Here is a 24,023-nt window from a genome sequence, read left to right as displayed (position 1 = left end):
CTCCAACGTCTTTCACAGTTGCCGAATGCCCTAAGTGCGTCATCTAGGCAGTACGTATGAAAAGATGACACACCTCATTAATTTCGCCCACGACTATAGGGCCATAGGGGACAACTGACAACTGCTTTCAGCGCTATTTTTAACGCTCTATTAAACGTTTCTAAAAGTTCATATTTCTTAGCAGCCCTGTATCCTGGGGTTAGCGAACACTTACAAATATTTACGCCATAAAAAGCCGATACGCTGGATTATCACTCTCCTGCCAATAGCGGTAACCAATCGCATCCAAGTACTCAGCTACATGCGTTCGATCGCTACTGGGCACTTGCATCCCCACCAGCACACGACCATAGGCAGCGCCGTGATTACGGTAATGAAACAGTGAAATATTCCAGTCATGGGGCAACTGGGTTAAGAAGTTCATGAGCGCACCAGGGCGCTCTGGGAATTCGAAGCGGTAGAGTTCTTCTTCAAAACGCTCGCTAGGCCGGCCCCCACTAAGATGGCGAATATGTAGTTTCGCCAGCTCATTATCAGTTAAGTCTTCCACCTGATAGCCACCTTCACGCAGCTTATCAATCACGGCCTGACGATCTTCCCCACCTGGTTTGACCTGAACACCCACAAAAATATGCGCTTCGCTATTATCCGCATAGCGATAGCTAAACTCGGTGACCATTCGCTTCCCTAGTGTGCGGCAGAATTTTTTAAAACTGCCTGGCTTTTCTGCAATAGTCACCGCTAAGATCGCTTCTCGCTGCTCACCCAGCTCGGTTCGTTCCGCAATATGCTGCAAACGATCAAAGTTAGTATTCGCACCAGAGTTAATACATATCAGCGTCTCACCTTCAGCGCCGGTTTGCTGCACATATTTCTTCAGGCCTGCTAGTGAAAGCGCGCCTGATGTTTCCGCCACAGCACGAGTGTCCTCAAAAATATCTTTCACCGCGGCGCACATTTCATCGGTATTCACCGTGATAACGTCGTCGATTAAGTCACGCACTAATGAAAACGGCACCTCGCCGATTTGCGCCACAGCCACGCCTTCGGCAAATACGCCTACCTGATCAAGTATGACTCGCTCACCAGCTTCTAACGCAGCTTTGAGGCACGCGCTATCTTCCGCTTCTACGGCGATGATTTTGATATCTGGGCGCAGATATTTCACATACGCTGCGACACCGGCTATTAAGCCGCCACCGCCGACAGGAATAAAAATAGCGTCTAAACGGCCGCTATGCTGACGCAGAATTTCTACTCCGATAGTGCCCTGGCCTGCGACCACATCAATATCGTCAAACGGTGGAATATAGGTATAGCCATGCTCTTTAATCAGTTCTTGGGCATGCTCAGCGGCAGCGGCAAACGCATCGCCTTTCAAAATGACTTTTGCCCCGCGGGCACGCACTGCCTGAACTTTGATATCGGGCGTGATGCGAGGCATAACAATGACCGCTTTAACGCCCATAAGCTTAGCCGCCATCGCTAGGCCCTGGGCATGGTTGCCCGCCGATGCCGCGATAACACCCTTGGCCTTCTGCTCTTCAGTCAACTGGGCCATTTTGTTGTAGGCACCACGAATTTTGAATGAAAATACTGGCTGAAGGTCTTCGCGCTTAATCAAAATTTGGTTATTGAAACGACGCGACAAAAAGGGAGCGGGAGAAATAGGGGTCTCACAAGCGGCTTCATAGACGCGGGCTTGGAGGATCTTTTTGACGGTTGCTTCGAGCATGCGGGAATCCCAGAAAAATATCGTGACCCTGACGGGTGAGAGCAAAGCCTTTATTGGTAGCAGATTACGCCTAGCGTCGTCTAGCGGCGTTTCCATCGGCAGTTGGCGCGAAGGCCGTTATACTAGGGAGCACTGCCTAACCCTGACGCAGGAAAATATGATGACCCAAGATGAATTGAAAGCGGCCGTAGCGGATGCTGCGATTAAAGAGATTGAGCCTCATCTCGAAAAGGACACCGTGCTAGGCATTGGCACAGGCTCGACCGCGAACCTGTTTATTGATCGTTTAGGACCGCTAAGAGATCGTTTCAAAGGTGCCGTTGCCAGCTCAGAAGCCAGTGCTAAACGCTTACAGGCGCTAGGCATTGAGGTGTTTGAGTTAAATCATGTGGGCGATGTACCTTTTTACATCGATGGAGCAGACGAAGTAAATGCTAACTTACAAATGATTAAAGGCGGAGGCGCAGCGCTTACCCGAGAAAAAATCGTTGCTGCCTGCGCTAAACGCTTTATTTGTATTGCCGATGGCTCTAAATATGTGGCCCAGTTAGGCAACTTTCCGCTACCTGTCGAAGTTATTCCGATGGCGCGCTCCTATGTCGCTCGGGAGTTAGTCAAACTAGGCGCAGACCCCGTCTACCGCCAAGGTGTCGTCACTGATAATGGCAATCAAATTATTGATTGTTTCGACTTTATGATTGACGACCCAGCGTCTATGGAAGCGCGTATTAATGCCATTGTGGGCGTGGTAACGAACGGGTTATTTGCTCAACGCAGTGCTGATGTGCTGCTACTGGGTACAGAGAGCGGCGTCGAGCGCACAGCCTTACGTTAGCCACTGACTGAGCCCATCTAACGTGCGCGCCAGCGCGCCTCGGTGGGTTTCAACGACATCTCGCCCAACATGCCCAATGTGCTGGGCATGTTGTGGGTTTGCCAATAACTCGGCTAGCGCATCAGCCAAGGCATCCGGTGTTTCCACCACGCTTAATGCGCCTGCTGCTATCAGCGGCTCAGCTACATCGCTAAAATTCTCAAGCGAGGAGCCGCAGAGTACCGGCTTACCCAACGCCGCCGGCTCCAACACATTGTGGCCACCAACGGGTACTAAACTGCCACCGACATAAGCCACACTGCCCGCTGCATAGAGCATTGCCAACTCTCCTAGCGTATCCCCCAGGTAGACCTGCGTTTGCGGCGTCACGGCCTCTTGCTGGCTGCGACGGCTTAGTACCCAGCCGCTCTGGGCACACAGCTTGGCTACGTCGTCAAAACGCTGCGGATGACGCGGCACCAATACCAATAACGCAGTTGGAAAGCGCTTCAACAGCTGGCGGTGGGCCTTCAAGAGCAGTGCTTCTTCCCCGTCACGGGTGGAGCCCGCCACCCATACAGGGCGTGCGCTCCAGTTTTGAAGTAAGTGCTCACTCTTCTTTAGAGTTTTTTCTTGAGAAGGTATCTCAAATTTTAACGAACCAACGACACAGGTTACTTCTGCGCGACAACCCAGTGCTTGAAAACGCTCAGCATCTTGCGCCGATTTAGCAGCTAACCACGTAACGTTAGCCAAAGCGCCAGCCATTAGCGGACGCAGCCGCTGATAGCGTGCAAAGGCTCGCGGCGATAGCCGCCCGTTCACTACCGCGACAGGTACTGCTTGTTGGTGGCAAGCATGCAGCAAGTTGGGCCACAGCTCGGTTTCAAACAGAATGGCAAGAGTGGGTTGCACGCGGGTAATAAAGCGCTTGGCCGCTCCCGGAAAATCTAAAGGGAGGAAGCAGTGAGCAAGCCGTACTTGGTCCGTTGCGGTTTGTTCACTGGCGATCGCCTGAACCTGCTGGGCACCCGTCGCAGTCATTGTGGTCAGCAGCAGGCTGTGCTGAGGGTAACGCGCCAGCAAACCCTCTATTAGGGGTCGGGCAGAACGTACTTCCCCCACCGAAGCACAGTGCAACCAAATTCGCGGCGCTGGGGGAAGCGTACCCAAACGCATCCCAAGTCGCTGTAAGCGCGAGTAAGTAAGCACTTGCTCACGCCAGATGCGCCAGCCAATCAACGGAGACAAAACATAGAGCGCCGCTGAATAGAGCAGCCTCGGCCACATCGATGACGCCATTACCCTTCGCGATCCAGGATGGAGCTAATCATTGCGGTGGTCGATACGCCATCTTCAAAGCCAAGTACTTTCACGTCACCGCCGTTGGCGATAACGGCTTCGCCACCGGCAATATCTTCAGGGCGGTAATCGCCGCCTTTTACTAAAATATCCGGCAAAACGGCTTCAATTAACGCTTGGGGCGTATCGTCACTAAATGGCACGACCCAATCGACAGCGCCCAGCCCTGCCAGCACTTGCATACGACGATTAAGCGGGTTTATTGGCCGCTTAGGGCCTTTTAAGCGGCCAATCGAGGCATCGTCATTTACCGCAACGATAAGGCGATCTCCCAGGCGTTTGGCTTGTTCTAAGTAGGCCACGTGCCCTGCATGGAGAATATCAAAGCAACCATTGGTCATCACTACACGCTCGCCGCGCAGCTGAGCTGCACGCACAGCGTCGACCAGCGGAACTTGGTCAATCACCCCAAACTCAGCTAGTTTGTCGCCATGTAACGCGGTGTATAGCTCGGCTATCGAAAGCGTCGCTGTTCCCGGCTTGGCAACCACCAAGCCTGCCCCCAAATTGGCCAGCATCATCGCTTCCGGCAGCGCGTGCCCCGACGCTAGCGCGAGGCCCATCAAACCAATCACGGTATCACCTGCGCCGGTGACATCGAACACTTCCTGGGCTCGAGTGGGCAAATGGAGCGGTGCGTGACCTTCGCGAATGAGGGTCATACCTTTTTCGCTGCGAGTGATCAGTAGCGCTTCTAACTCAAGCTCGGCGCGCAACGCTTCTCCGCGCTGAGCCAGAACATCGTCATTGGCGCAGTGGCCAACTACCGCTTCAAACTCGGTTAAGTTAGGCGTAATCAAACTCGCCCCACGGTACTTACTAAAATCTAGGCCTTTCGGATCAACTAGAACTCGCTTGCCGAAAGCACGAGCCATCTGAACTAATGACTCGACCTGGTTAAGCGTTCCTTTACCGTAGTCAGAGAGAATCATCACATCGCAATCGGGCAGCGCTTTTTCGACCTGTTCCAGCAGTGCTGTGGTATCGACGCTATCGAGGCGCTGCTCAAAATCCAGCCGCAGAAGCTGCTGATTACGACTCATCACACGCAGCTTGGTAATCGTTGGTATCTCTGGGCTTCTTTGAAAGTAAGTACTTACATTTGAAGCCGCCAAACGCGATGTCAGCAGTGCGGCATTGTCGTCCTCTCCCACCACTCCAGCCAGGGCTGCATGACCACCGAGAGAGGCTACATTCAGTGCCACATTCGCCGCGCCACCGGGACGATCATCAGCATCCTCTACACGTACCACTGGCACCGGCGCTTCGGGTGAAATACGCGACGTGCTACCATGCCAATAGCGGTCGAGCATCACATCCCCTACCACCAGTACGCGGGCATGTTCCAGGGCGGTTAAATCAACTCTCATCCGAAGGTCCTGTTGTTGGCTGTACTGCTGTAGATGCCAGCAGCGCGTCTAGCTTAGCAATTACGTCGTCGGCCTTGATTAAATCCATAGCGTCCGCATGACGCACTCGCTGCCCCCAGCTCACCTCATCGACGGATTTATTTAGATATGTACGAACCGCTTCAGGGTAAGCATTGACCGCAAAATCCCGCCAACAATAAGGCGCTGCACGCTGAGGATTGGTGGTCGCGTAGAGGCCAAGCGTGGGTGTACCCATGGCGTTGCCCATGTGCGCCGGCCCGGTATCTGGGGCAATGACCGCACGGGCATTGTCAATCAGCGCTAGTACGCCTTTGAGCGACGTACCGCCGATAGCATTAATAACGCTATCTGGCTGACACAGCGCCTCAATTTGATCGCCGATTTCTCGCTCTAAAGAACTACCACCACCGGTCAGCACGCTCTTCAAACCATGGTGTACCCAAGCATGTTCAATCACGCTGGCATAGCCTTCCACTGACCAATTACGAAAGTTGCGTAACCGCGCGTTGCTGCAAGGATTAATGACCAGATATGGCGTATCGCCACTGACCCCACGAGCTTCCTCATAGGCCAGCGGTGGTACGGCCAGATTCCATTCCAATCGATCATCTTCTACGCCGAGCAAGCGAGCAAAATCCATAAATGACTCTAGCACATGGGCATTCGCACGTGGGGCAAGCTGGTACTGGGTAAACCAATGTTGCTTATCTTTGGCGCGCCCCTTATCGAATCCCACCCGCGCATTGGCTTTGAGTCCAAGCGAAAGCACGCTAGCGCGTATCGCCTGCTGCATGTGTAGCAGTACATCGAAGCGGGTGCCAGAAAGCTCTTTCCAGAGCGCGCGCATACCCGCAAGACCAGTGGACTTGTCATAGACAATAAACTCGACCCCGGAAAGCCCTGCCAGTAAACTGTGCTCCCCCTTGCCGATTATCCAGGTAATATGAGCGTGCGGCCACTGGCGCTGCAACGCTCGCACCGTGGGCACGAGATTGCACACGTCTCCCAACGCGGAGAGGCGCAAAATGGCAATATGGTTAGGTTGAGCAGGCAGAGAGGGCTTCATGCGCTTAGCGGCACTCCGGCAGAAAAATTGGCTGATTTTACATGATTCAGACAGTGTAAGTGACGCCGCCGCGTCACACCAACTGTCACAACCACTGTTACCAACAGGGTCACCCCCTCTTCATCCTGCTCTCTTTTGTGAAGCCTATTGGCGTGAACGCAATTTAGTCATTGGCGAAGCACCAGGGCGTGGGAGCAGTTTATTTCTACAGGCAGGCGATGCAGAGCAGTGGGTGCTACGCCCTTACCGCCGGGGCGGGTTGATTGCCAAGCTAAGTAAAAAACGTTACCTATGGCTAGGTGAAGAGCGCACTCGGGCTTTTCGTGAGCTTCGCTTAACGGCCACCTTGTATGACCAAGGGCTGCCCGTGCCACGCCCCGTTGCCTGTTGTGTTATGCGTTATGGTCTGACGTATGAAGCCGCGCTCATTACCGTCAGGGTTCCAGGTGCTAGGGCTCTAGCATCGTTACTTTCTACTCACGAGACGGATGAGGCTTTACTTCAGCGCGTAGGTGTAATGATCAAACGCTTCCATCAAGTGGGCCTTGATCATGTGGATCTTAACGCCCGCAATATTTTAATCGACTCTAACGGTGAACCCTGGCTGATTGACCTGGACCGCTGTCGCTTGCGGCCACAAGGAAATTGGCAGGAACACAATATAAAACGTCTAGTAAGGTCGCTAACAAAATTTCATTGCCATCATGTGTTGCCCACAATATTAAAAGGTTATAATAGTTAACCTTTTAATTTAAAATGCAACATCATATTTTAGAATTTTAGATATACACTTTATTATTTCGTCAGGAGTAACTAATGAAAGATCTGTTAGTGATTCAACGTAATCGCTGTTATCTCTTTCAAGAAACCATTCAGACAGATATTTCTTAAAAATAACAACTTGGTTCGCCCCTAATATATGAGCAACATGGGATGGGCCACAATCATTACTGATAAATATTTTACAACTATTTATCAAGCTAAAAAGAGCATTTACATCAGGGCTATGAATAACAAAAAAACCTTCTTTTTCAAGAATCTCCTTTTCCTTTTCTTCTTTAGGCCCGGTTAGAAAAGCAATTTCTTCTGACCTTAACTCTGAAATTTTTCTGGCTAGCTGAATATAATTAGTAAGTGGCCATTTTTTTTCGCCTCCCCCCGCACCAGGAGCAAGTACAATTCTATTGTTTAATACTCCAGCGGATTCAATATCATTTTTCAAATATGGAGTGATATCCAACGTCGATGTCACTCCTAGAAGTGACAAAAAAAGGTCAGCTCTGTAGTTAGTTACATCAAGAGGTACTGAATACGTATAAAGCGCTCCGAATTTTTTAAACCCTATTCTATAAGGAATTCTCAGCTTTAACATTTGCAGAGAAGTCCCAACACTAGAAGGACGCAGATTAAAGCCAATATCAAACTTGTATTTCCTACTTAAGCTATCTGTGCCAAAGCCATCAATTACTTCAAGTGCATTTATAAAACCTGCTTCAACTAGAAAATCTGCCCCTGAGTTTTTAGAGACACCCACCAATGTAGCATTGGGATATCTTTCCTTAACTGCGACTAAAAAAGGAATATGAACTACATATGCACCAAAAAAAGGCCTGTTATGTAAAAAAATAGCGATGCATTTAACTTTTAAAAAATCGTTCATTTAAAACAGCTCCTTCATAGGCATCGAGATAACTTTCAGCCATTTTTTCTTTACTATAAAACTCTAAAAGATGACGTGCATTTTCAACAAAAGACTCTCTCATAGATTTATTTTTTACTAATTTCACTATCCAGCTCTCGATTTCCTCAGTACTCCCTGGCGTTACTAAAATGCCTGTTTCACCATTCTTAATTAAATCAGGAATACCACCAACATTACTAGCAATAATAGGCACATTTGCATCCATAACATCTAAAAGAACTGACCCTAGTCCTTCGTTGCGAGATGGGAAAACAAAAAGATCCAGCGCTGGAATGAAATCGCCAATGTTAGACTTAAAGCCTGCCCATACAACATTTTTTAAGTGACTGCTTTCAGAGTGAAGCGCTTCCTCATCCTCACCTCGACCAAAAAAAACGAACAGCACTTCGGGATGGCTATGCTGTAATCGTGCTGCAGCCTCAAGTAGTATCCGCTGTCCTTTATGACGATCAACTAATGCACCAATATGGCCCACAATAAAGCGACCTGGATAGCTAGCGCGAAAGTGAGCAGCTACTTCGGGATCCGCTGTAAACCCCGTCATCGCACTAGGAATAGTCAACACATCATGCTTACTCCAGCATGATAACTGTTGTCGAATAATCGATGAAATAGCCACACAGCAATCTGCATCACTATAGAACAGTCGATTCACCAATTTATCTTTAATCGGTGTATCCACTCGGCGAGTCAACACATAGGGCGTACCGTATATACGCTTATGCAACCACGCCCAGTGCACCGCTTTAGCTTCATGAGCATGCACTACCGATGCGTGGCCGGCTTGCCTATGCCCAGCAATCTGCTGGTTAGCATCCACAAATCTTAAGTTCTCAATGCATAGAAGTTCATTACGCAATGGAGAATCTTTCCTGCATACCAACGTTTGCTGATCTACATGACGTTGCAAGGCTTGAATTAACAGCGCTGTCTGGCGTTCTCCACCGCGGAAACCTTTAGCAAGATTAACGTGAATAATATGCAAATTTTCCTCATACAAATCGTTGCCATCACCCTGGTATAGTACTGTATCTACCAACCACCAGTGCAGGATTTAAATAAATGCCTATGGATGTGAGTGTCGTTATCATTACTCGCAATGCGGCTGCGACACTTAGCCGAACATTAGACGCCTTGACGTGCTATGACGATGTCGTGGTATATGACAACGGCTCCACAGACGAAACATGCAGTATTGTACAAGCCTACTCCAATACAACATTACACCATGGTGCATTTTTAGGCTTTGGCCTTACCAAACGTACTGCCGTATCGTTAGCAAAATATGATTGGATCTTATCAATAGATGCTGACGAAGCGCCGACAAAAGAGCTCAACGCTGCGATTAATGACTGGGTAGCCACTGCCACACCTCAACAGGCTGGTAAAATATTGCGTGAAAACTGGATGCTGGGTAAACCCGTTCGCCACTCCGGCTGGGGAAATGACTGGTTAGTTCGGCTGTTTAATCGTAACACATGCAACTTTAATGATGCTGCTGTTCATGAGTCAGTAAACTTAGAAAAAAATACAGAAGTTTCTCGGCTTAATGGAAAAATTGAACATCTTGCCATTAACGACCTCGCCCAGTTCCTTGATAAGATAAATCGCTATTCAGACCTTCGTGCATCATCAAAAAAACTCAAACATCATCCTTTTTCACTCATATTTCTCAAGGCTCTGTTTGCATTTATACGCACTTATTTTTTTCGCCTCGGCATACTAGATGGCTGGCGTGGACTTACCATATCTGTTGCTAATGCAAATGGTGTTTTTTGGAAATATGCCAAAAATAATGTTAATAGCCGCCTATAATACATTGTAAATTTTTCTATCACGACGTGTTGATATCACTAAAGATATCTCTACTACTGGGCAGTCTCCACCTGATCTTGTGATCAAGAGGCCCCGTATTTCTTTACTCTATCAACACTCGTTTCTGGAGACGCATGCCAGCACCAAGGTCACTCAAACTTACTCCATGGCTGCCACTGCTCGTTATCGGTATCTGTCTTGGCTATGCCATCACCGTCCTAACTCGGCTGCCTTGGTGGACGCTATTTTTCACAGCCGCTCTATGGATCAGCATTGGTCTTAAGCTGCGCTGGGGCGCGCCGCTAAACGCTCGCTATCGCCGGATGTGGCCTTGGTCGCTGATACCACTCAGCTTGCTAGGCGTCTATATCTATTTAGCTGATAGTTTTGGCAATGTCGATTTAGGCGCCGTGTTTTTCCACCTTCAAGCCGGCATGGCCGAGCATGGCGGTGCTGGAAAAATGATCACTGCGGCTATTTACACGGCGAGTGTGCTCGCCGTGCTGGCATCGGTTACCTGGATTACTCGGCATGATCAGCGTTGGCGACTAGCTGAACGTTTTGTTGCACTTCTCTTGCTAGCCGCAAATCCGATGCTATACGGTTTAGGGCAGCGCAGCGCAGCTATTGTAACGGATGATGGTGCTTGGTTAGATCGACGTTACGTGCCACCGCCCACGGAAGACCAAGTCAATGCGCCTAACCTCTTGGTAATGTACTTGGAAAGTATTGAACGCACGTATAGCAATGAGCTATTTGGTGATGCTTACGCTGATTTAACCGCACTAGGCGAACGCGGGCTGGTCTTTGAGGGTATCCAGCAAATGGAAAACACCGGCTGGACCATGGCGGGTATGATTGCTAGCCAGTGTGGTGTGCCACTGATGCCTGCAGGGCTGTTACACGATAGTCAGTTCGATCCACTATCTAAAGTTGTTCCCGGGGTTGATTGCCTAGGCGATGTGTTAGCCGCTCAAGGCTATCGTCTTAGCTATTTGGGTGGGGCCAGCACCCAGTTTGCTGGTAAAGGTCTTTTCTACCGAGGCCATCAGTTTAATACGGTAAAAGGAAAGGAGGAGCTATCGGCGGAACTCGATGACCCAGAGTACGTTAATAGCTGGGGACTCTACGACGATACACTTTACGATTTTACTGTGGATGAGATTCGTCGTTTGAGTGAAGAGGATGACGGCCCCTGGGCAGTGGTTAATCTAAGCATTGCTGGTCATGCTCCTGGCGGCTTCCCCTCCCAAACGTGCCTAGACCGCCAGGGTGAGTTCGATGGTCAGGATATCTTATATTCGGTGAAATGTTCGGCTAGCCAAGCGCGCGATCTTATTGAGCGCCTTGAACAAGAAGGTCTACTCGAAAACACCTTAGTTGTCGTCCTTAGCGATCACCTCACGATGCGCGTGTCAGTTTGGGATCAACTGACAACACTTGAGCGAGACAATACGCTAATCATGCTAGGGGATGACATCACACCACTGACAGTGCGGCGGGGAGCGACAATGTTAGACGTATTCCCCACTATTTTGGATGCCATGGGACTACCACTTACTAACAACCGTGCAGGGCTTGGCGCGTCATTACTTAGCAATCAACCAACATTGGTAGAAACACATGGGCTTGAGGTGCTTAACGAGCGGCTCAGAGAAGAGACCGCGTTACAGCACCGTCTTTGGGAAGGACTGACTCCTCAACGACGTAAAACGCAAGATAATGAGAGTGCCGACCAACAGGTTATAGAAGCGCCTGCTGATCAGGCCGATGAAGTCGAGATTATGCGTTAACATTAACGCCGTTAGCGCGCTGACTATCGACACGCATCGCTCGGTATACTTGCTCTACTTCTAGCTCATTCAAACAGTTGGTATGCCCCAGCGGGCAGGTACGCTTAAAGCAAGGTGAGCAGGAAAGTGCTAAATAGTGAATGACGGCATTATCGGTTAGGGGCGGTGTGTAAGCAGGTGATGAAGAACCGTAAAGGGCGTGAATACGCACCCCCACCGCGGCGGCCACGTGCATTAAGCCTGAGTCGTTGGTAACTACTTGACGACAGTCTGCTAACAGATCAACGGCATCCGCCAATTGGGTTTTACCGCACAAGTTATGCGCATGGGGCAGTTCTTTTACAATGTTCTCACCTGCAGTATGGTCTTTAGGCCCACCAAACACACGCACTTCAAATCCGTCTTTGATCAGCCGCGCTGCTAACTCATGAAAATAACCTAATGGCCACTGCTTAGCAGGTCCGTACTCAGCACCAGGCATCATGCCAATCGCAGGTCGTGACGACAGCGCATGGGTAAGACGTAAGTTGACTAGGTTATCTCGATCAATCGTTAACCGCGGTGTGGGGATCGCAAATTCACCACGCATTGCCTCTTCCAGAGGTAGCCCCAAAGAAACAAACCGCTTCACCGTTTGGTTCAACACTTGTTTATCTAGCTTACGCCTCTCCTTCAACAAACCGTAACGGTGTTCACCCAAAAAGCCGATACGCTCAGGAATACGTGCCATAAAAGGAACTAGCGCTGCTTTCCAGGAGCGCGGAAGAACAATGGCACGATCAAAGCGCCCCCGTAAACGCACCGCCAGCTCACGGCGGTTGGCAAGACCAAACTCGCCATGCCCTACAGCCAATGAAAGCACTTCGTCGACTTCAGGCATGCGCTCAAGGATAGGCTTTGACCAAGCAGGCGCCACTACGCCTAGGGTTGATCCTGGATAGCGTGCTTTAAGGGTGATGAACAGGCTTTGCGCCATCACCATATCGCCGACCCAGGATGGGCCGACCACCAATATGCGCTTGGCAGAATTAGCCATTTAGCCACTCCAAATAGGCTTTCACACCTTGGGCGACGGTCTTGAATTCGACATCACACCCTGAGGCACGCAGATTGCTAATATCTGCCCGAGTGTAGCTTTGATAGCGTCCTTTAAGCTCTTCAGGGAAAGGGATGTAGTCAATTTGCCCTTGGCCATAAAACTCAATCACCGCCTCGCCAATCGCTTTGAATGGCTCTGCACGTCCGGTGCCCAAATTGAAAATACCCGAGGCATGGGGGTTGTCTAAAAACCAAAGATTGACGTCAACCACATCACCAACATAAACAAAGTCGCGACTTTGCATACCAGCTTCGTAACCGCCGTAAGCGCCAAATAGCTTTAAGGTTTCACCATTACAAATTTGCAAATGGTTATGGTAAGCCACACTCGCCATCTTGCCCTTATGCTGTTCACGGGGACCATAAACATTGAAATAACGAAAACCCACTACTTGTGTCGTCAACTCATCCCAGCGAGAACGTACGTGCTGATCAAACAGCAGTTTAGAGTAGCCGTATACGTTGAGCGGTTTTTCATGCTCAGGCGCTTCTTTGAACACCTCACTGCCACCGTAAGTTGCCGCTGACGATGCATACAAAAACGGGATGCCAAACTTTTCACAGTAGTTCAACAACACCTTAGAGTACTCGTAGTTATTCTCCATCATGTAGTGCCCGTCCCACTCTGTCGTGTCGGAGCACGCACCTTCGTGGAAAATCGCATCGATGGTTGGTAGATCCACCGATTCACCTCGCAATGCAGCCTTTACTCGCGTTAAAAAGTCATCTTTGTCTAAGTAATCGGCCAGCGTGCAGTCAGCCAAATTAATAAACTTGGTACCATCACGCAGATCGTCGACCACCATTACATCATCGCGTCCGCGAGCGTTCAGCGCTTTGACAATATTGGCACCGATAAAACCGGCCCCGCCTGTTACCACGATCATCGCGTTCTCCTTACCAAAAGCGGCTCTGTTGGCTAACGTGCCTATAACCCATCTCTCTGTGATTGTATACTTGACGGCTTATGAATTCATGGCCAACGGTGCTTTCCGCGATGAGTGTCTCGACAAACCAATCGACACCTGATGTGTCGACCTTTCAAGGCTTGATCCTTGCTCTGCAACAGTACTGGGCAGAACAAGGCTGTGTCATTCTCCAACCTCTCGATATGGAAGTCGGCGCGGGCACCTTCCACCCTGCCACCTTCCTACGGGCAATTGGCCCAGAAAACTGGAATGCTGCCTATGTGCAGCCTTCCCGCCGCCCGACAGATGGCCGCTATGGGGAAAACCCCAATCGTTTGCAGCACTACTACCAATTCCAGGTGGTAATGAAGCCGTCGCCCAGCAATCTACAAGATTTATACCTAGGCTCACTAAAACGCCTAGGGCTCGACCCGCTTATCCATGATGTGCGCTTCGTGGAAGATAACTGGGAATCCCCCACCCTGGGCGCCTGGGGTCTTGGTTGGGAGGTGTGGCTCAACGGCATGGAAGTCACCCAGTTCACCTACTTCCAGCAAGCAGGCGGCATTGAGTGCTACCCCGTTACAGGTGAGCTCACCTATGGGCTTGAGCGTATCGCCATGTACCTGCAAAACGTCGATAGCGTTTATGACCTGGTGTGGGCCATCGCGCCTGACGGCAGCAAGGTCAGCTACGGCGACGTCTACCTTCAGAATGAACGTGAGCAGTCAGCCTATAACTTTGAGCACGCGGATGTTGATCAGCTGTTCGCCTCCTTTGACCATCAGGAAAAAGAGTGCAGCAAACTCCTAGCCGCCAGCCTGCCACTGCCAGCCTACGAGCAGGTGCTCAAAGCGTCTCACACGTTTAACCTGTTGGATGCTCGCCATGCGATTTCAGTGACCGAACGCCAGCGTTTTATTCTGCGCGTTCGCACCATGGCACGCGACGTTGCTACCGCTTATTTTGAGTCTCGTAAAGCAGCAGGCTTCCCCATGGCCCCCGAGGCCCTGCGCCGCGAACTACTAGCCGATCAGGGAGACGCATAATGGCTGTTGATACGCTTTTATTAGAACTAGGTGCAGAAGAGCTTCCCCCCACAGCGCTGGATGCGCTTTCTGACGCCTTTGCAGCCGGCATTGAAAAAGGCCTGCAAGAAGCCGAGATTCCGTTCCAAAGCGTCATTGCTTACGCGACCCCACGCCGTTTAGCGGTACAAGTTATTGGCCTTGAAGACAAACAGCCTGATCGTGAGGTTGAGCGCCGTGGCCCTGCCCTAGCCGCTGCATACAAGGATGGCGTGCCCACCAAAGCAGCCGAAGGCTTCGCGCGCTCTTGCGGCGTCAGCGTTGATGAGCTGATTCACCTGGAAACCGATAAAGGTACTTGGCTTGGTTTCCGCGAACAGCAGCAAGGCGAGACTGTACAGGCGCTACTGCCAGAGATGGTTCGCAAAACGCTGCAGTCGCTACCGGTACCTAAAAACATGCGCTGGGGCTCCTCTCGCGTTGAGTTCTCCCGCCCGGTTCACTGGCTGGTTGCGCTTTATGGCAGCGACGTTATTGCCGCCGAGGCGCTTGGCCTTCAAGCCAGCCGCACCACCTACGGCCACCGTTTCCACGCACCAGATGCTATACAGCTTGAGCACGCTGATGACTACCTAGCTGCACTTGAAAATGCCTATGTGCTGGCTGATCGCCAACGCCGTCGCGAGCGTATCCGAGAGCAAGTATTAGCCGAAGCCGAGGTACAAGAAGCCAACGCCGTGATTGATGAGGACCTGCTAGTTGAAGTTAGCGGGTTAGTTGAATGGCCGGTCGCGTTGACGGGTAGTTTCGATGAGCGTTTTCTGGAAGTGCCTGCCGAATGCTTGATCTCTTCTATGAAGGCCAACCAAAAATATTTCCACCTGCTGGATGATCAGGGCAATCTAAAACCGCTGTTTATCACTATTTCAAACATCGAAAGCCAGGATCCTGATCAGGTCATTTCCGGTAACGAAAAGGTTATTCGGCCACGCTTAGCGGATGCTGCCTTCTTCTATGACACGGATCGCAAGCAAACGCTTGCCTCGCGTATTCCTCAGCTAGAAAGCGTCGTATTCCAGCAACAGTTAGGCACGCTGGCAGATAAAGCCCGCCGCAGCACGGCGATTGCTACCTTTATCGCTGAGCGCATCAAGGGCGATGTGGAGCATGCCCAACGCGCGGTGGCATTGGCCAAGTGCGACTTGGTCACCGAAATGGTGCTCGAATTCCCAGAGCTCCAGGGCATTATGGGCCGCTATTATGCCGAGCAAGATGGCGAGCCTGCCGACGTTGCCCAGGCATTGGAGGAGCAGTACCTGCCCCGCTTTGCCAGCGACGACATTCCGCAGAGTCTCACCGGCCAAGCGCTAGCGTTGGCTGACCGGCTCGATACGCTTATCGGTATTTTCGGCATTGGCCAGCGTCCAACCGGTGCGAAAGACCCCTTCGCTCTTCGCCGTGCCTCCATTGGTGTGTTGAACATCCTGATCAAAGGTGAGCTAAACCTGGATCTCCGCGAGCTACTTGACGTGGCCGCAGAACAGCACCAGGGGCTACCCAAGGCGGATGGTTTAGTGGAAGACGTGCTGACGTATATGTTGGATCGCTTCCGCGCCTGGGGACAGGAAGAAGGCATTAGTGCAGAAATGTACTTAGCGGTTCGCGCTCGCCCGGTCACTAAACCACTGGATTTTGCTCGCCGCTTACGTGCCGTTAAAGCCTTTGCTCAACGTGAGGAAGCCGCTGCGTTAGCCGCTGCCAACAAGCGTGTTTCAAATATCCTGAGCAAGCAAGAACATAACGGTAGTACCCAGGTTGATCAGAGCCTGCTTCAAGAAGATGCTGAGAAGACGCTATTCAATGCAGTAACAGCCAGCCAGCAACAAGTGGCTCCGTTATTTGCAGCAGGTGACTACCAGCAGGCGCTAGATGCGCTGGCGATGCTTCGCAAGCCTGTCGATGCTTTCTTCGATCAGGTTATGGTCATGGCCGACGACAACGCTGTTCGCCATAATCGCTTAGCGCTACTTGCCAGCCTGCAGGCGCTTTTTCTGGAAGTGGCGGATATTTCACAGCTGCCACAGTAAATACGCGCATCACAATCGGCTAATCCTGGTGTAGACACAGCAGCCCGGCTTCTCGCAAGCCGGGCTTTTTTGGCTTGTTACCACTATATTGTCGCTTTTCTCCAGACTAAACTCAGCGTTCTGCTGGCTGCTTGTTTCACGTGAAACACTCGCCCAATTGCTAAGCGCTTATTACTCTTATAGATGACCGTGGTGTGCTATTAAGGAGTTCTATGATCTTAGCTAACCAACTGGTGATACTCGATCGTGACGGTGTCATCAATCACGACTCCGATGCTTATATTAAATCACTAGAGGAGTGGATTCCCTACCCTTCTGCAATCGATGCAATTGCCCAACTGGCCCAGGCAGGGTATACCGTGGCAATAGCTACCAATCAGTCGGGTATTGCACGAGGCTATTATGATGAGGCAACGCTTCACTTAATGCATGAGCGTCTAACAACGCTAGTTGAAGCGAAAGGTGGGCATATTGCACATATTGCTTACTGCCCTCACGGCCCCGATGAACAGTGCGCTTGTCGAAAACCATTACCAGGATTGCTGTTGCAAATTCAGCAGCGATTAGGAATGGAGAGTATCATTGGCAGTTGGATGGTCGGCGACAGCCTACGAGATCTACAAGCCGGTGAAGCAGTCGGGTGCCAGCCAGTGTTGGTCAGAACAGGCAAAGGAGAGAAAACGCTAGCAAATCATAAAGGACTTGAGAACACGCTGGTTTATTCAGACCTAGCTGCGTTTGCAGATTGGCTATGCAAACAGTAGCAATTTATTTTTCTTCCAATTTATCCTATCTTATTTTCTCGATAGCAACGAAAAAACGCCGCTCCTTTTTAATAGGAGCGGCGTTTCGTTTTTCATCTACTGACGTTATAAATGCCTATCCAGCAACGTTCATGTTTCACGTGAAACGTTTATGGGCAAACACATTAGACATCAAGATTAGCGACTAGCGCATTCGTCTCAATAAATTCACGACGAGGTTCCACTTCATCACCCATCAACGTGTTGAACATCATATCAGCAGCAACCGCATCTTCGATGGTCACTCGCAGCATACGACGGCTGTCAGGATCCATAGTGGTTTCCCACAGCTGATCAGGGTTCATTTCCCCTAGCCCTTTGTAGCGCTGGAAGGACAGTCCACGCTGGCCCTCTTGCATCAACCAAGCTAGCACTTCAGAGAAGTGTGAAACCGGTTTTTGACGCTCCCCACGGGCAATGTAGGCACCCTCTTCAAGCAACCCGTTTAAGGTCTCGCCAAGGCCTGTAATGGACCGGTAGTCAGTGCTTTCAAAGAAATCCAATCCCCACACATATTCAGTAGTAACACCGTGGGCAATCAATGACACTGCTGGCAAGTGCAAACCACGCTCGCTATCTTCCTGCAGATAGAACTGGTAACGCGGACCGCCTTCATACGCCACCATGTCATCCATTGCTTTCTGCAACTCAGCAATCCAGTTTTCCATGGTAATGCGGTCTTTGAGACTTACTTCACCCTGGAGTGCTGTTGCATGCACAACCTGTCTGAGCACCTCGATGGGATAAACACGAGCCAGTCGATCAATTCGTTTCATCACATTTCGGTATTGAGTAACCAGTGCCTCTAGCTGTGAACCGGTAATACCTGGCGCATCCGCGTTGACATATAACCCTGCTCCATCCAACGCCGTGGTGGTCAGATAGTCAGTCATTGCTTGTTCATCTTTCAGGTAGAGCTCTTGCTTGCCCCGCTTAATTTTATAAAGCGGAGGTTGAGCAATAAAGATATGTCCGCGCTCAATCAGTTCAGGCATCTGACGGAAAAAGAACGTTAACAACAATGTGCGAATGTGCGAACCATCAACATCGGCATCCGTCATAATAATGACAGAATGGTAACGTAACTTGTCAGGATTAAACTCTTCGCGACCGATACCGCAGCCTAACGCTGTAATCAGAGTGCCAACTTCTGCTGATGACAGCATCTTATCGAAGCGCGCTTTCTCAACGTTGAGTATTTTACCTTTGAGCGGCAAAATTGCCTGGGTGCGACGATCACGCCCCTGCTTAGCACTACCGCCAGCCGAGTCGCCCTCTACCAGATAAAGCTCAGATTGGCTTGGGTCTTTCTCTTGGCAATCGGCAAGTTTGCCCGGTAACCCAGCGATATCGAGCGCGCCTTTACGACGCGTCATATCACGCGCTTTACGAGCAGCTTCTCGTGCCCGTGCAGCGTCTAGCATTTTATTAACGATCGATTTAGCTTCGTTAGGCTTCTCAATCAAATAGTCAGCAAATAGGCGACCCATTTCCTGCTCAACCGCAGTCTTCACTTCACTGGAAACTAATTTATCTTTGGTTTGAGACGAAAATTTCGGATCAGGAACTTTAACAGAAATAATTGCGGTCAAGCCTTCACGAGCATCGTCGCCCGACGTGTTGACCTTAGATTTTTTTAACAGCCCCTGTGCTTCGATGTAATGATTTAACGTACGTGTTAGCGCTGCACGGAAACCAGCTAAGTGAGTACCGCCATCCCGCTGGGGAATATTATTGGTGTAGCAGAAAATGTTTTCCGTGAAGGCATCGCTCCACTGCATCGCGACTTCCACTTCGACACCATCTTCACGCACCGCATTAAAATGAAACACAGGATTTAGAACGGTTTTGTTCTTATTCAAGTGATCAACAAATGCTTTCAAACCGCCTTCATAGTGGAACAACTCCTCTTTGCCACTGCGTTCGTCCATTAAACGAATAGCAACGCCGGAGTTTAAAAATGAGAGTTCACGTAAGCGTTTGGCGAGAATATCGTAGTGAAACTCGATATTTGCAAACGTGTTAGGTGAAGGACGAAAGTGCACACGGGTGCCACTCTTTTCGGTTTTACCTACTACGCCTAACGGTGCCTGAGGCACGCCATGGTGATAGACCTGCTCAAACACTTCACCTTGACGCCAGATGGTCAAACGCAGCTCTTCTGAAAGCGCGTTAACGACCGACACGCCTACACCATGTAAGCCGCCTGATACTTTATATGAATTATCGTCGAACTTACCGCCTGCGTGCAGCACTGTCATAATAACTTCTGCTGCCGAAACGCCTTCGCCTTCATGTAGCTCGGTAGGAACCCCACGGCCATTATCACTCACCGTTATTGATTCATCCGGGTGGATAACCACACGAATTTCACTACAGTGACCTGCCAGAGCTTCATCGATGGAGTTATCCACCAGCTCGAAAACCATGTGGTGCAGCCCGGTGCCATCGTCGGTATCGCCGATATACATGCCTGGGCGCTTGCGCACTGCGTCTAGCCCTTTGAGCACCTTAATGCTTGATGAATCGTAAGCCTGCTCGCTCATTGACCACTCCGTCGTGAAGTCTGTCTCGTTCCATGTCGTCTACCCGTCCGGTAGTAATTGGCTTAACCCTTGATCGGCGTGTTTCACGTGAAACATTCCAACCTCTGTTGAGGGTTCCCATATACCACGAAGCGCGGAGGGTTCGACGCTAGTAATAAATGCCTGACACTGCATCTTTTCAAGTAAATTACAAAATCTATCTCGGTACGTGCTATCGAGCTCTGCTGGCAGATCATCGATTAAATAAATGCAGTGCCGCTGTGTGGTACTTTCCAGAAGCCGCCCCTGGGCAAGCTTTAATGCACTAACCACCAATTTTTGCTGGCCTCTGGAAAGGATCTCAACTGCAGGCTGTTTGTTTAATCTAATTCGTAAATCAGCACGCTGTGGGCCCTGCTGTGTAAAGCCCATCTGCTGATCCGCTTGGCGACTATCATATAGCACGTCAGCAAGTCCACGCTGCTTATCCCAGCCTCGAGCATAACGCAGCGTTAAACCTGGCAAAGAAATCAACTCATTAAGGGTTTTATCAAATACTGGCAAGAACTCACTGAACCACGCCTGCCTGAGCATATCCATTCGCTCGCCCCAGATCGCTAACTCTTGCTCCCATACTGCTATTTCACTTGGCTCTATTCTACCACGCCTAAGAAGCGCATTCCGATGTTTCACCGCTCTGCGCGTTCGCTTCCACGCGTCAAGAAAGCAGTGTTTCACGTGAAACACCCCCCAATCGAGAAACTCTCTTCGACCCGCAGGAGCTCCTTCAAGTAAGCGGAAGGCATCTGGATTTATTACCTGAAGAGGCATCGCTTCAACCAGCTCCGCTAAGCGAACGCCTTTCTCTCCTCTAAGACGCAGCTCCAGCTCGCGCTGAGCACGCATTCTCCTTACCCCTAGCGTTACCTCAGGATCGCCTGTTAAACGTCCGTACAGCGTCATATAGGGCACTTCATTCTGTATCGCATGCTTTAGTTGGCGAGTGCGGAAAGAGCGTCCCATCCCTAAAATGTGAATACCTTCTAACAGACTGGTTTTACCGCTGCCATTATTGCCATAGATCAAATTAATACGTGAAGAAGGACGCATTTCTAATGGCGCGAGATTACGCACGCCCTGAAAGTTGAGCTGCTTCACACTCATTAGCAGTTACCATCCAATAAGACCATATCACTTGTCATCCGTACTAAACGCGAAAACGGCGCTTCTGCTATCAGAAGCGCCGCCCTTATTAGTTATTGAAAGTAATTATAAGCGCATCGGCATAACAACATAGAGCGCATCGCCGCCACCAGGCTCCTCTAGCAATGCACTGCTGTTGGGGTCTGCAAGGGTAATCTGTACACGATCTTCATCTAGGACCGACAGTACATCCACTAAGTAACCAACATTAAAGCCAACTTCCATGGCGCCACCGTTGTACTCAACGGACACGTTCTCTTCGGCTTCTTCCTGCTCAGGGTTATTAGCCATTACCTTAAGATTGTTTTCCTCAAGATACAGGCGTACACCGCGATATTTTTCATTAGAAAGAATAGCTGTACGTGAAAGCACCTGACGCAATTCAGCACGTTCAGCAATCAGTACTTTATCGCCATTACGAGGCACAACACGCTCATAGTCAGGGAACTTGCCGTCAATCAGCTTAGAGGTAAACGTAAAGTCACCTGTATGAGCCCGTACATGGGTTGAACCCAAGGTGAGGCTGACAGGTTCATCACTGTCATCCAATAGGCGGGAAAGCTCTAAAATGCCTTTACGCGGCACAATTAGCTTTTGTGCTTGATCTACAGCAACATCAATTGGACGTGAGCACATAGCTAAGCGGTGCCCATCAGTTGCTACGGTGCGTAATAAATTGCTTTGAATTTCAAGCAACATACCGTTTAGATAATACCGTACATCTTGCTGAGCCATTGCAAAAGACGTTGACTCAATCAAGTGCTTCAATGTGCCACGAGGCACACTAAGCTCTTGACTACCATCCGCATCTTCAATATTCGGAAATTCGGCAACAGGTAGCGTCGATAGGGTAAAACGCGAACGACCACTGCGCAGCACAGCTCGTCCCTCTTCTACCGCTAGCTGGATCTCCGCCTGATCAGGCAGCGATTTACAGATATCCATCAGCTTACGCGCAGGCACCGTGGCAGTACCCTCTTGATCTACTTGGCTAGCCACAGTACGGCCTATTAGTTCTACTTCTAAATCGGTACCGGTTAATGCTACCTGATCCCCTTCTACTTGGATCAGTACATTAGAAAGTACTGGCAGCGTTTGGCGCCGTTCGACTACGCCCGCCACCAGAGTCAGCGGGCGAAGCAGTGCCTCTCGGGAAATAGTAAATTTCATCGGTACTCCGGTTTCTATCCTGAAAGGCCCGCCAGTGCAGGCCCAAACGATAACGGTTAACTAGTTAGCAGGCGAAGAAGGTTCTTATAATCTTCACGAATATCCGCATTCTCTTCTTGCAGCGCTTTTACCTTACGACAAGCATGCAACACAGTCGTATGATCACGGCCACCAAAGGCATCGCCTATTTCCGGCAGACTATGATTCGTCAACTCTTTCGCTAACGCCATAGCAACTTGCCGCGGCCGCGCAACGGAACGTGAGCGACGCTTAGACAGCAAATCAGCGACTTTAATTTTGTAATATTCAGCGACCGTTCTCTGAATATTATCAACGCCTACCTGCTTATCTTGTAACGCTAATAGGTCTTTAAGCGATTCGCGAATAAAGTCCTGAGTAATGGTTTTACCCATAAAATGTGAGTCTGCAATGACTTTTTTCAGCGCCCCCTCAAGCTCGCGAACGTTCGAGCGAATTTTCTGCGCAATAAAAAAAGCAGCGTCGTGCGGGAGATCGACTTTTGCTTGATCTGCTTTTTTCATCAAAATCGCTACACGGGTTTCAAGCTCCGGTGGCTCAATCGCAACGGTCAGCCCCCAGCCAAAGCGAGACTTTAATCGTTCTTCAACGCCGCTAATCTCTTTTGGATAGCGGTCAGAGGTTAGGATCATCTGCTGCCCGCCCTCTAACAGTGCGTTAAAAGTATGGAAAAACTCTTCCTGGGAACGCTCTTTGCCAGCAAAAAACTGAATATCATCAATTAATAGCGCATCAACACTGCGATAAAAACGCTTGAAGTCGTTGATCGCATTTAACTGTAATGCTTTCACCATATCAGCGACAAAACGCTCGGAGTGTAGATAAACCACACGAGCATTTTCACGGCGGCCAGCTAAAGCATTACCTACGGCATGCATCAAGTGTGTTTTACCTAAACCAACGCCCCCGTATAAAAACAGCGGGTTATACGCGCCGCCAGGGTTTTCGGAAACTTGACGAGAAGCCGCACGAGCAAGTTGGTTCGATTTACCTTCAACAAATGTGTCAAAAGTAAAATTAGGATTAAGGCCGCTACCATGTTTAAGGCTGCCCTCAACCTGTACCTGGCGTTCATTACCGCGCCGACCCGATGACTCTTCCCGTAACTTATCGATTTCTCGCTCATCAGCAAGGTCTCCCCTTGGCAGTGTATGAACCGCAGGCGATGCTTGCCTTGAAGGAGATGCTGAGACCGGATTACCTAAATCTCTCGGCTGCGGAGCAGGTGCTGCGACACGGCGGCTGCCTACTGTCAAACTGACTTTGGGAGGCTTGGATGGCGCAAGTTCGCGCATCAGTTCACTGATACGCTTTGAATACTTATCACTCACCCAGTCGCGCACAAAGCGATTCGGCGCCAACAAGCGAAGCTCATTGGTCTCTCCTTCTTCTGCCTGCAGCGGACGTATCCAGGTATTGAACTGCTGTGAATTCAGTTCGTCCTGCAGGTAGTCCAGGCACTGTTGCCAAAGCGCGAGTGACAC

The 24,023-nt window shown here is 50.1% G+C and carries 19 protein-coding genes; 7 read left to right on the top strand and 12 right to left on the bottom strand.

Annotated features, from left to right (window positions below; genetic code table 11):
- Positions 1-220: 220 nt before the first annotated feature.
- On the bottom strand, positions 221-1,735 hold the full coding sequence (gene ilvA / locus K1Y77_RS00095; protein WP_030071695.1) for a threonine ammonia-lyase, biosynthetic: 1,515 nt from the start codon (positions 1,733-1,735) through the stop codon (positions 221-223).
- A 160-nt stretch (positions 1,736-1,895) separates the two neighbouring features.
- On the opposite strand from ilvA, the gene rpiA reads away from it, so the two are divergent.
- Positions 1,896-2,570 (top strand): ribose-5-phosphate isomerase RpiA, encoded by a 675-nt coding sequence (gene rpiA, locus K1Y77_RS00090; protein ID WP_264019204.1) that lies wholly within the window; start codon positions 1,896-1,898, stop codon positions 2,568-2,570.
- On the opposite strand, the gene waaA is transcribed toward rpiA, so the two are convergent.
- The 3 genes from waaA to K1Y77_RS00075 are packed head-to-tail and all read right to left on the bottom strand — an operon-like array spanning position 2,562 to position 6,368.
- Positions 2,562-3,851 carry a lipid IV(A) 3-deoxy-D-manno-octulosonic acid transferase gene (gene waaA, locus K1Y77_RS00085; RefSeq protein ID WP_264429723.1) on the bottom strand — a complete coding sequence of 430 codons (1,290 nt, stop codon included), beginning with the start codon at positions 3,849-3,851 and terminating at the stop codon, positions 2,562-2,564. The genes rpiA and waaA overlap by 9 nt on opposite strands.
- Positions 3,851-5,281 (bottom strand): bifunctional D-glycero-beta-D-manno-heptose-7-phosphate kinase/D-glycero-beta-D-manno-heptose 1-phosphate adenylyltransferase HldE, encoded by a 1,431-nt coding sequence (gene hldE, locus K1Y77_RS00080; protein ID WP_264429721.1) that lies wholly within the window; start codon positions 5,279-5,281, stop codon positions 3,851-3,853. The genes waaA and hldE overlap by 1 nt, the downstream gene beginning before the upstream one ends.
- Positions 5,271-6,368 carry a glycosyltransferase family 9 protein gene (locus K1Y77_RS00075; protein ID WP_264429718.1) on the bottom strand — a complete coding sequence of 366 codons (1,098 nt, stop codon included), beginning with the start codon at positions 6,366-6,368 and terminating at the stop codon, positions 5,271-5,273. Before K1Y77_RS00075 ends, hldE begins: the two co-directional genes overlap by 11 nt.
- Between K1Y77_RS00075 and K1Y77_RS00070 the strand changes: the two genes are divergently transcribed.
- Positions 6,367-7,110: a 3-deoxy-D-manno-octulosonic acid kinase gene (locus tag K1Y77_RS00070; RefSeq protein WP_264429716.1), complete on the top strand. Its 744-nt coding sequence runs from the start codon at positions 6,367-6,369 to the stop codon at positions 7,108-7,110. The genes K1Y77_RS00075 and K1Y77_RS00070 overlap by 2 nt on opposite strands.
- Positions 7,111-7,119: 9 nt before the next feature.
- On the opposite strand, the gene K1Y77_RS00065 is transcribed toward K1Y77_RS00070, so the two are convergent.
- Both K1Y77_RS00065 and K1Y77_RS00060 read right to left on the bottom strand, forming a co-directional pair.
- Complete coding sequence (locus tag K1Y77_RS00065) at positions 7,120-8,028, bottom strand: glycosyltransferase family 9 protein (protein ID WP_264429713.1); 909 nt, start codon at positions 8,026-8,028, stop codon at positions 7,120-7,122.
- A complete protein-coding gene (locus K1Y77_RS00060; RefSeq protein ID WP_264429711.1) occupies positions 8,006-9,070 on the bottom strand; it encodes a glycosyltransferase family 4 protein in 1,065 nt (354 codons plus the stop codon). Before K1Y77_RS00060 ends, K1Y77_RS00065 begins: the two co-directional genes overlap by 23 nt.
- A gap of 62 nt (positions 9,071-9,132) precedes the next feature.
- On the opposite strand from K1Y77_RS00060, the gene K1Y77_RS00055 reads away from it, so the two are divergent.
- Both K1Y77_RS00055 and K1Y77_RS00050 read left to right on the top strand, forming a co-directional pair.
- A complete protein-coding gene (locus K1Y77_RS00055; RefSeq protein ID WP_030071680.1) occupies positions 9,133-9,885 on the top strand; it encodes a glycosyltransferase family 2 protein in 753 nt (250 codons plus the stop codon).
- A gap of 134 nt (positions 9,886-10,019) precedes the next feature.
- The gene (locus K1Y77_RS00050) at positions 10,020-11,678 is read left to right on the top strand and encodes a sulfatase-like hydrolase/transferase (RefSeq protein ID WP_264429708.1); all 1,659 of its coding nucleotides are present in this window, start codon (positions 10,020-10,022) and stop codon (positions 11,676-11,678) included.
- Here K1Y77_RS00050 and waaF read toward each other — a convergent pair.
- Together waaF and rfaD are read right to left on the bottom strand one after the other, a co-directional pair.
- Positions 11,668-12,714, bottom strand: a complete 1,047-nt coding sequence (gene waaF, locus K1Y77_RS00045; RefSeq protein WP_030071675.1) for a lipopolysaccharide heptosyltransferase II — start codon at positions 12,712-12,714, stop codon at positions 11,668-11,670. The two genes, K1Y77_RS00050 and waaF, sit on opposite strands and share 11 nt — an antisense overlap.
- Entirely contained in the window at positions 12,707-13,663 is a 957-nt protein-coding gene (rfaD, locus tag K1Y77_RS00040; RefSeq protein WP_030071673.1) for an ADP-glyceromanno-heptose 6-epimerase, read from the bottom strand. The genes waaF and rfaD overlap by 8 nt, the downstream gene beginning before the upstream one ends.
- A gap of 110 nt (positions 13,664-13,773) precedes the next feature.
- Between rfaD and glyQ the strand changes: the two genes are divergently transcribed.
- The 3 genes from glyQ (at position 13,774) to gmhB (ending at position 17,563) form a co-directional block, all read left to right on the top strand.
- On the top strand, positions 13,774-14,733 hold the full coding sequence (glyQ, locus tag K1Y77_RS00035; protein WP_030071671.1) for a glycine--tRNA ligase subunit alpha: 960 nt from the start codon (positions 13,774-13,776) through the stop codon (positions 14,731-14,733).
- Positions 14,733-16,799, top strand: a complete 2,067-nt coding sequence (glyS, locus tag K1Y77_RS00030; protein WP_264019058.1) for a glycine--tRNA ligase subunit beta — start codon at positions 14,733-14,735, stop codon at positions 16,797-16,799. Before glyQ ends, glyS begins: the two co-directional genes overlap by 1 nt.
- 212 nt (positions 16,800-17,011) lie before the next feature.
- Positions 17,012-17,563, top strand: a complete 552-nt coding sequence (gmhB, locus tag K1Y77_RS00025) for a D-glycero-beta-D-manno-heptose 1,7-bisphosphate 7-phosphatase (RefSeq protein ID WP_264429705.1) — start codon at positions 17,012-17,014, stop codon at positions 17,561-17,563.
- 164 nt (positions 17,564-17,727) lie between these two features.
- Here the strand turns inward: gmhB and gyrB are convergent, their stop codons facing one another.
- From gyrB to dnaA, 4 genes are all read right to left on the bottom strand, one after another.
- Positions 17,728-20,148 (bottom strand): DNA topoisomerase (ATP-hydrolyzing) subunit B, encoded by a 2,421-nt coding sequence (gyrB, locus tag K1Y77_RS00020; RefSeq protein WP_030071665.1) that lies wholly within the window; start codon positions 20,146-20,148, stop codon positions 17,728-17,730.
- A 39-nt stretch (positions 20,149-20,187) separates the two neighbouring features.
- Complete coding sequence (gene recF, locus K1Y77_RS00015; RefSeq protein ID WP_264429700.1) at positions 20,188-21,291, bottom strand: DNA replication/repair protein RecF; 1,104 nt, start codon at positions 21,289-21,291, stop codon at positions 20,188-20,190.
- Positions 21,292-21,396: 105 nt separating this feature from the next.
- Positions 21,397-22,500, bottom strand: coding sequence for a DNA polymerase III subunit beta (gene dnaN / locus K1Y77_RS00010; RefSeq protein ID WP_264429699.1), 1,104 nt, complete (start codon positions 22,498-22,500; stop codon positions 21,397-21,399).
- Between the two features lie 56 nt (positions 22,501-22,556).
- Entirely contained in the window at positions 22,557-24,023 is a 1,467-nt protein-coding gene (gene dnaA / locus K1Y77_RS00005; RefSeq protein ID WP_030071658.1) for a chromosomal replication initiator protein DnaA, read from the bottom strand.

This window comes from Halomonas qaidamensis, from assembly GCF_025917315.1.
Taxonomy (GTDB): Bacteria; Pseudomonadota; Gammaproteobacteria; order Pseudomonadales; family Halomonadaceae; genus Vreelandella; species Vreelandella qaidamensis.
This window is presented reverse-complemented; position numbering and strand designations above follow the sequence as displayed.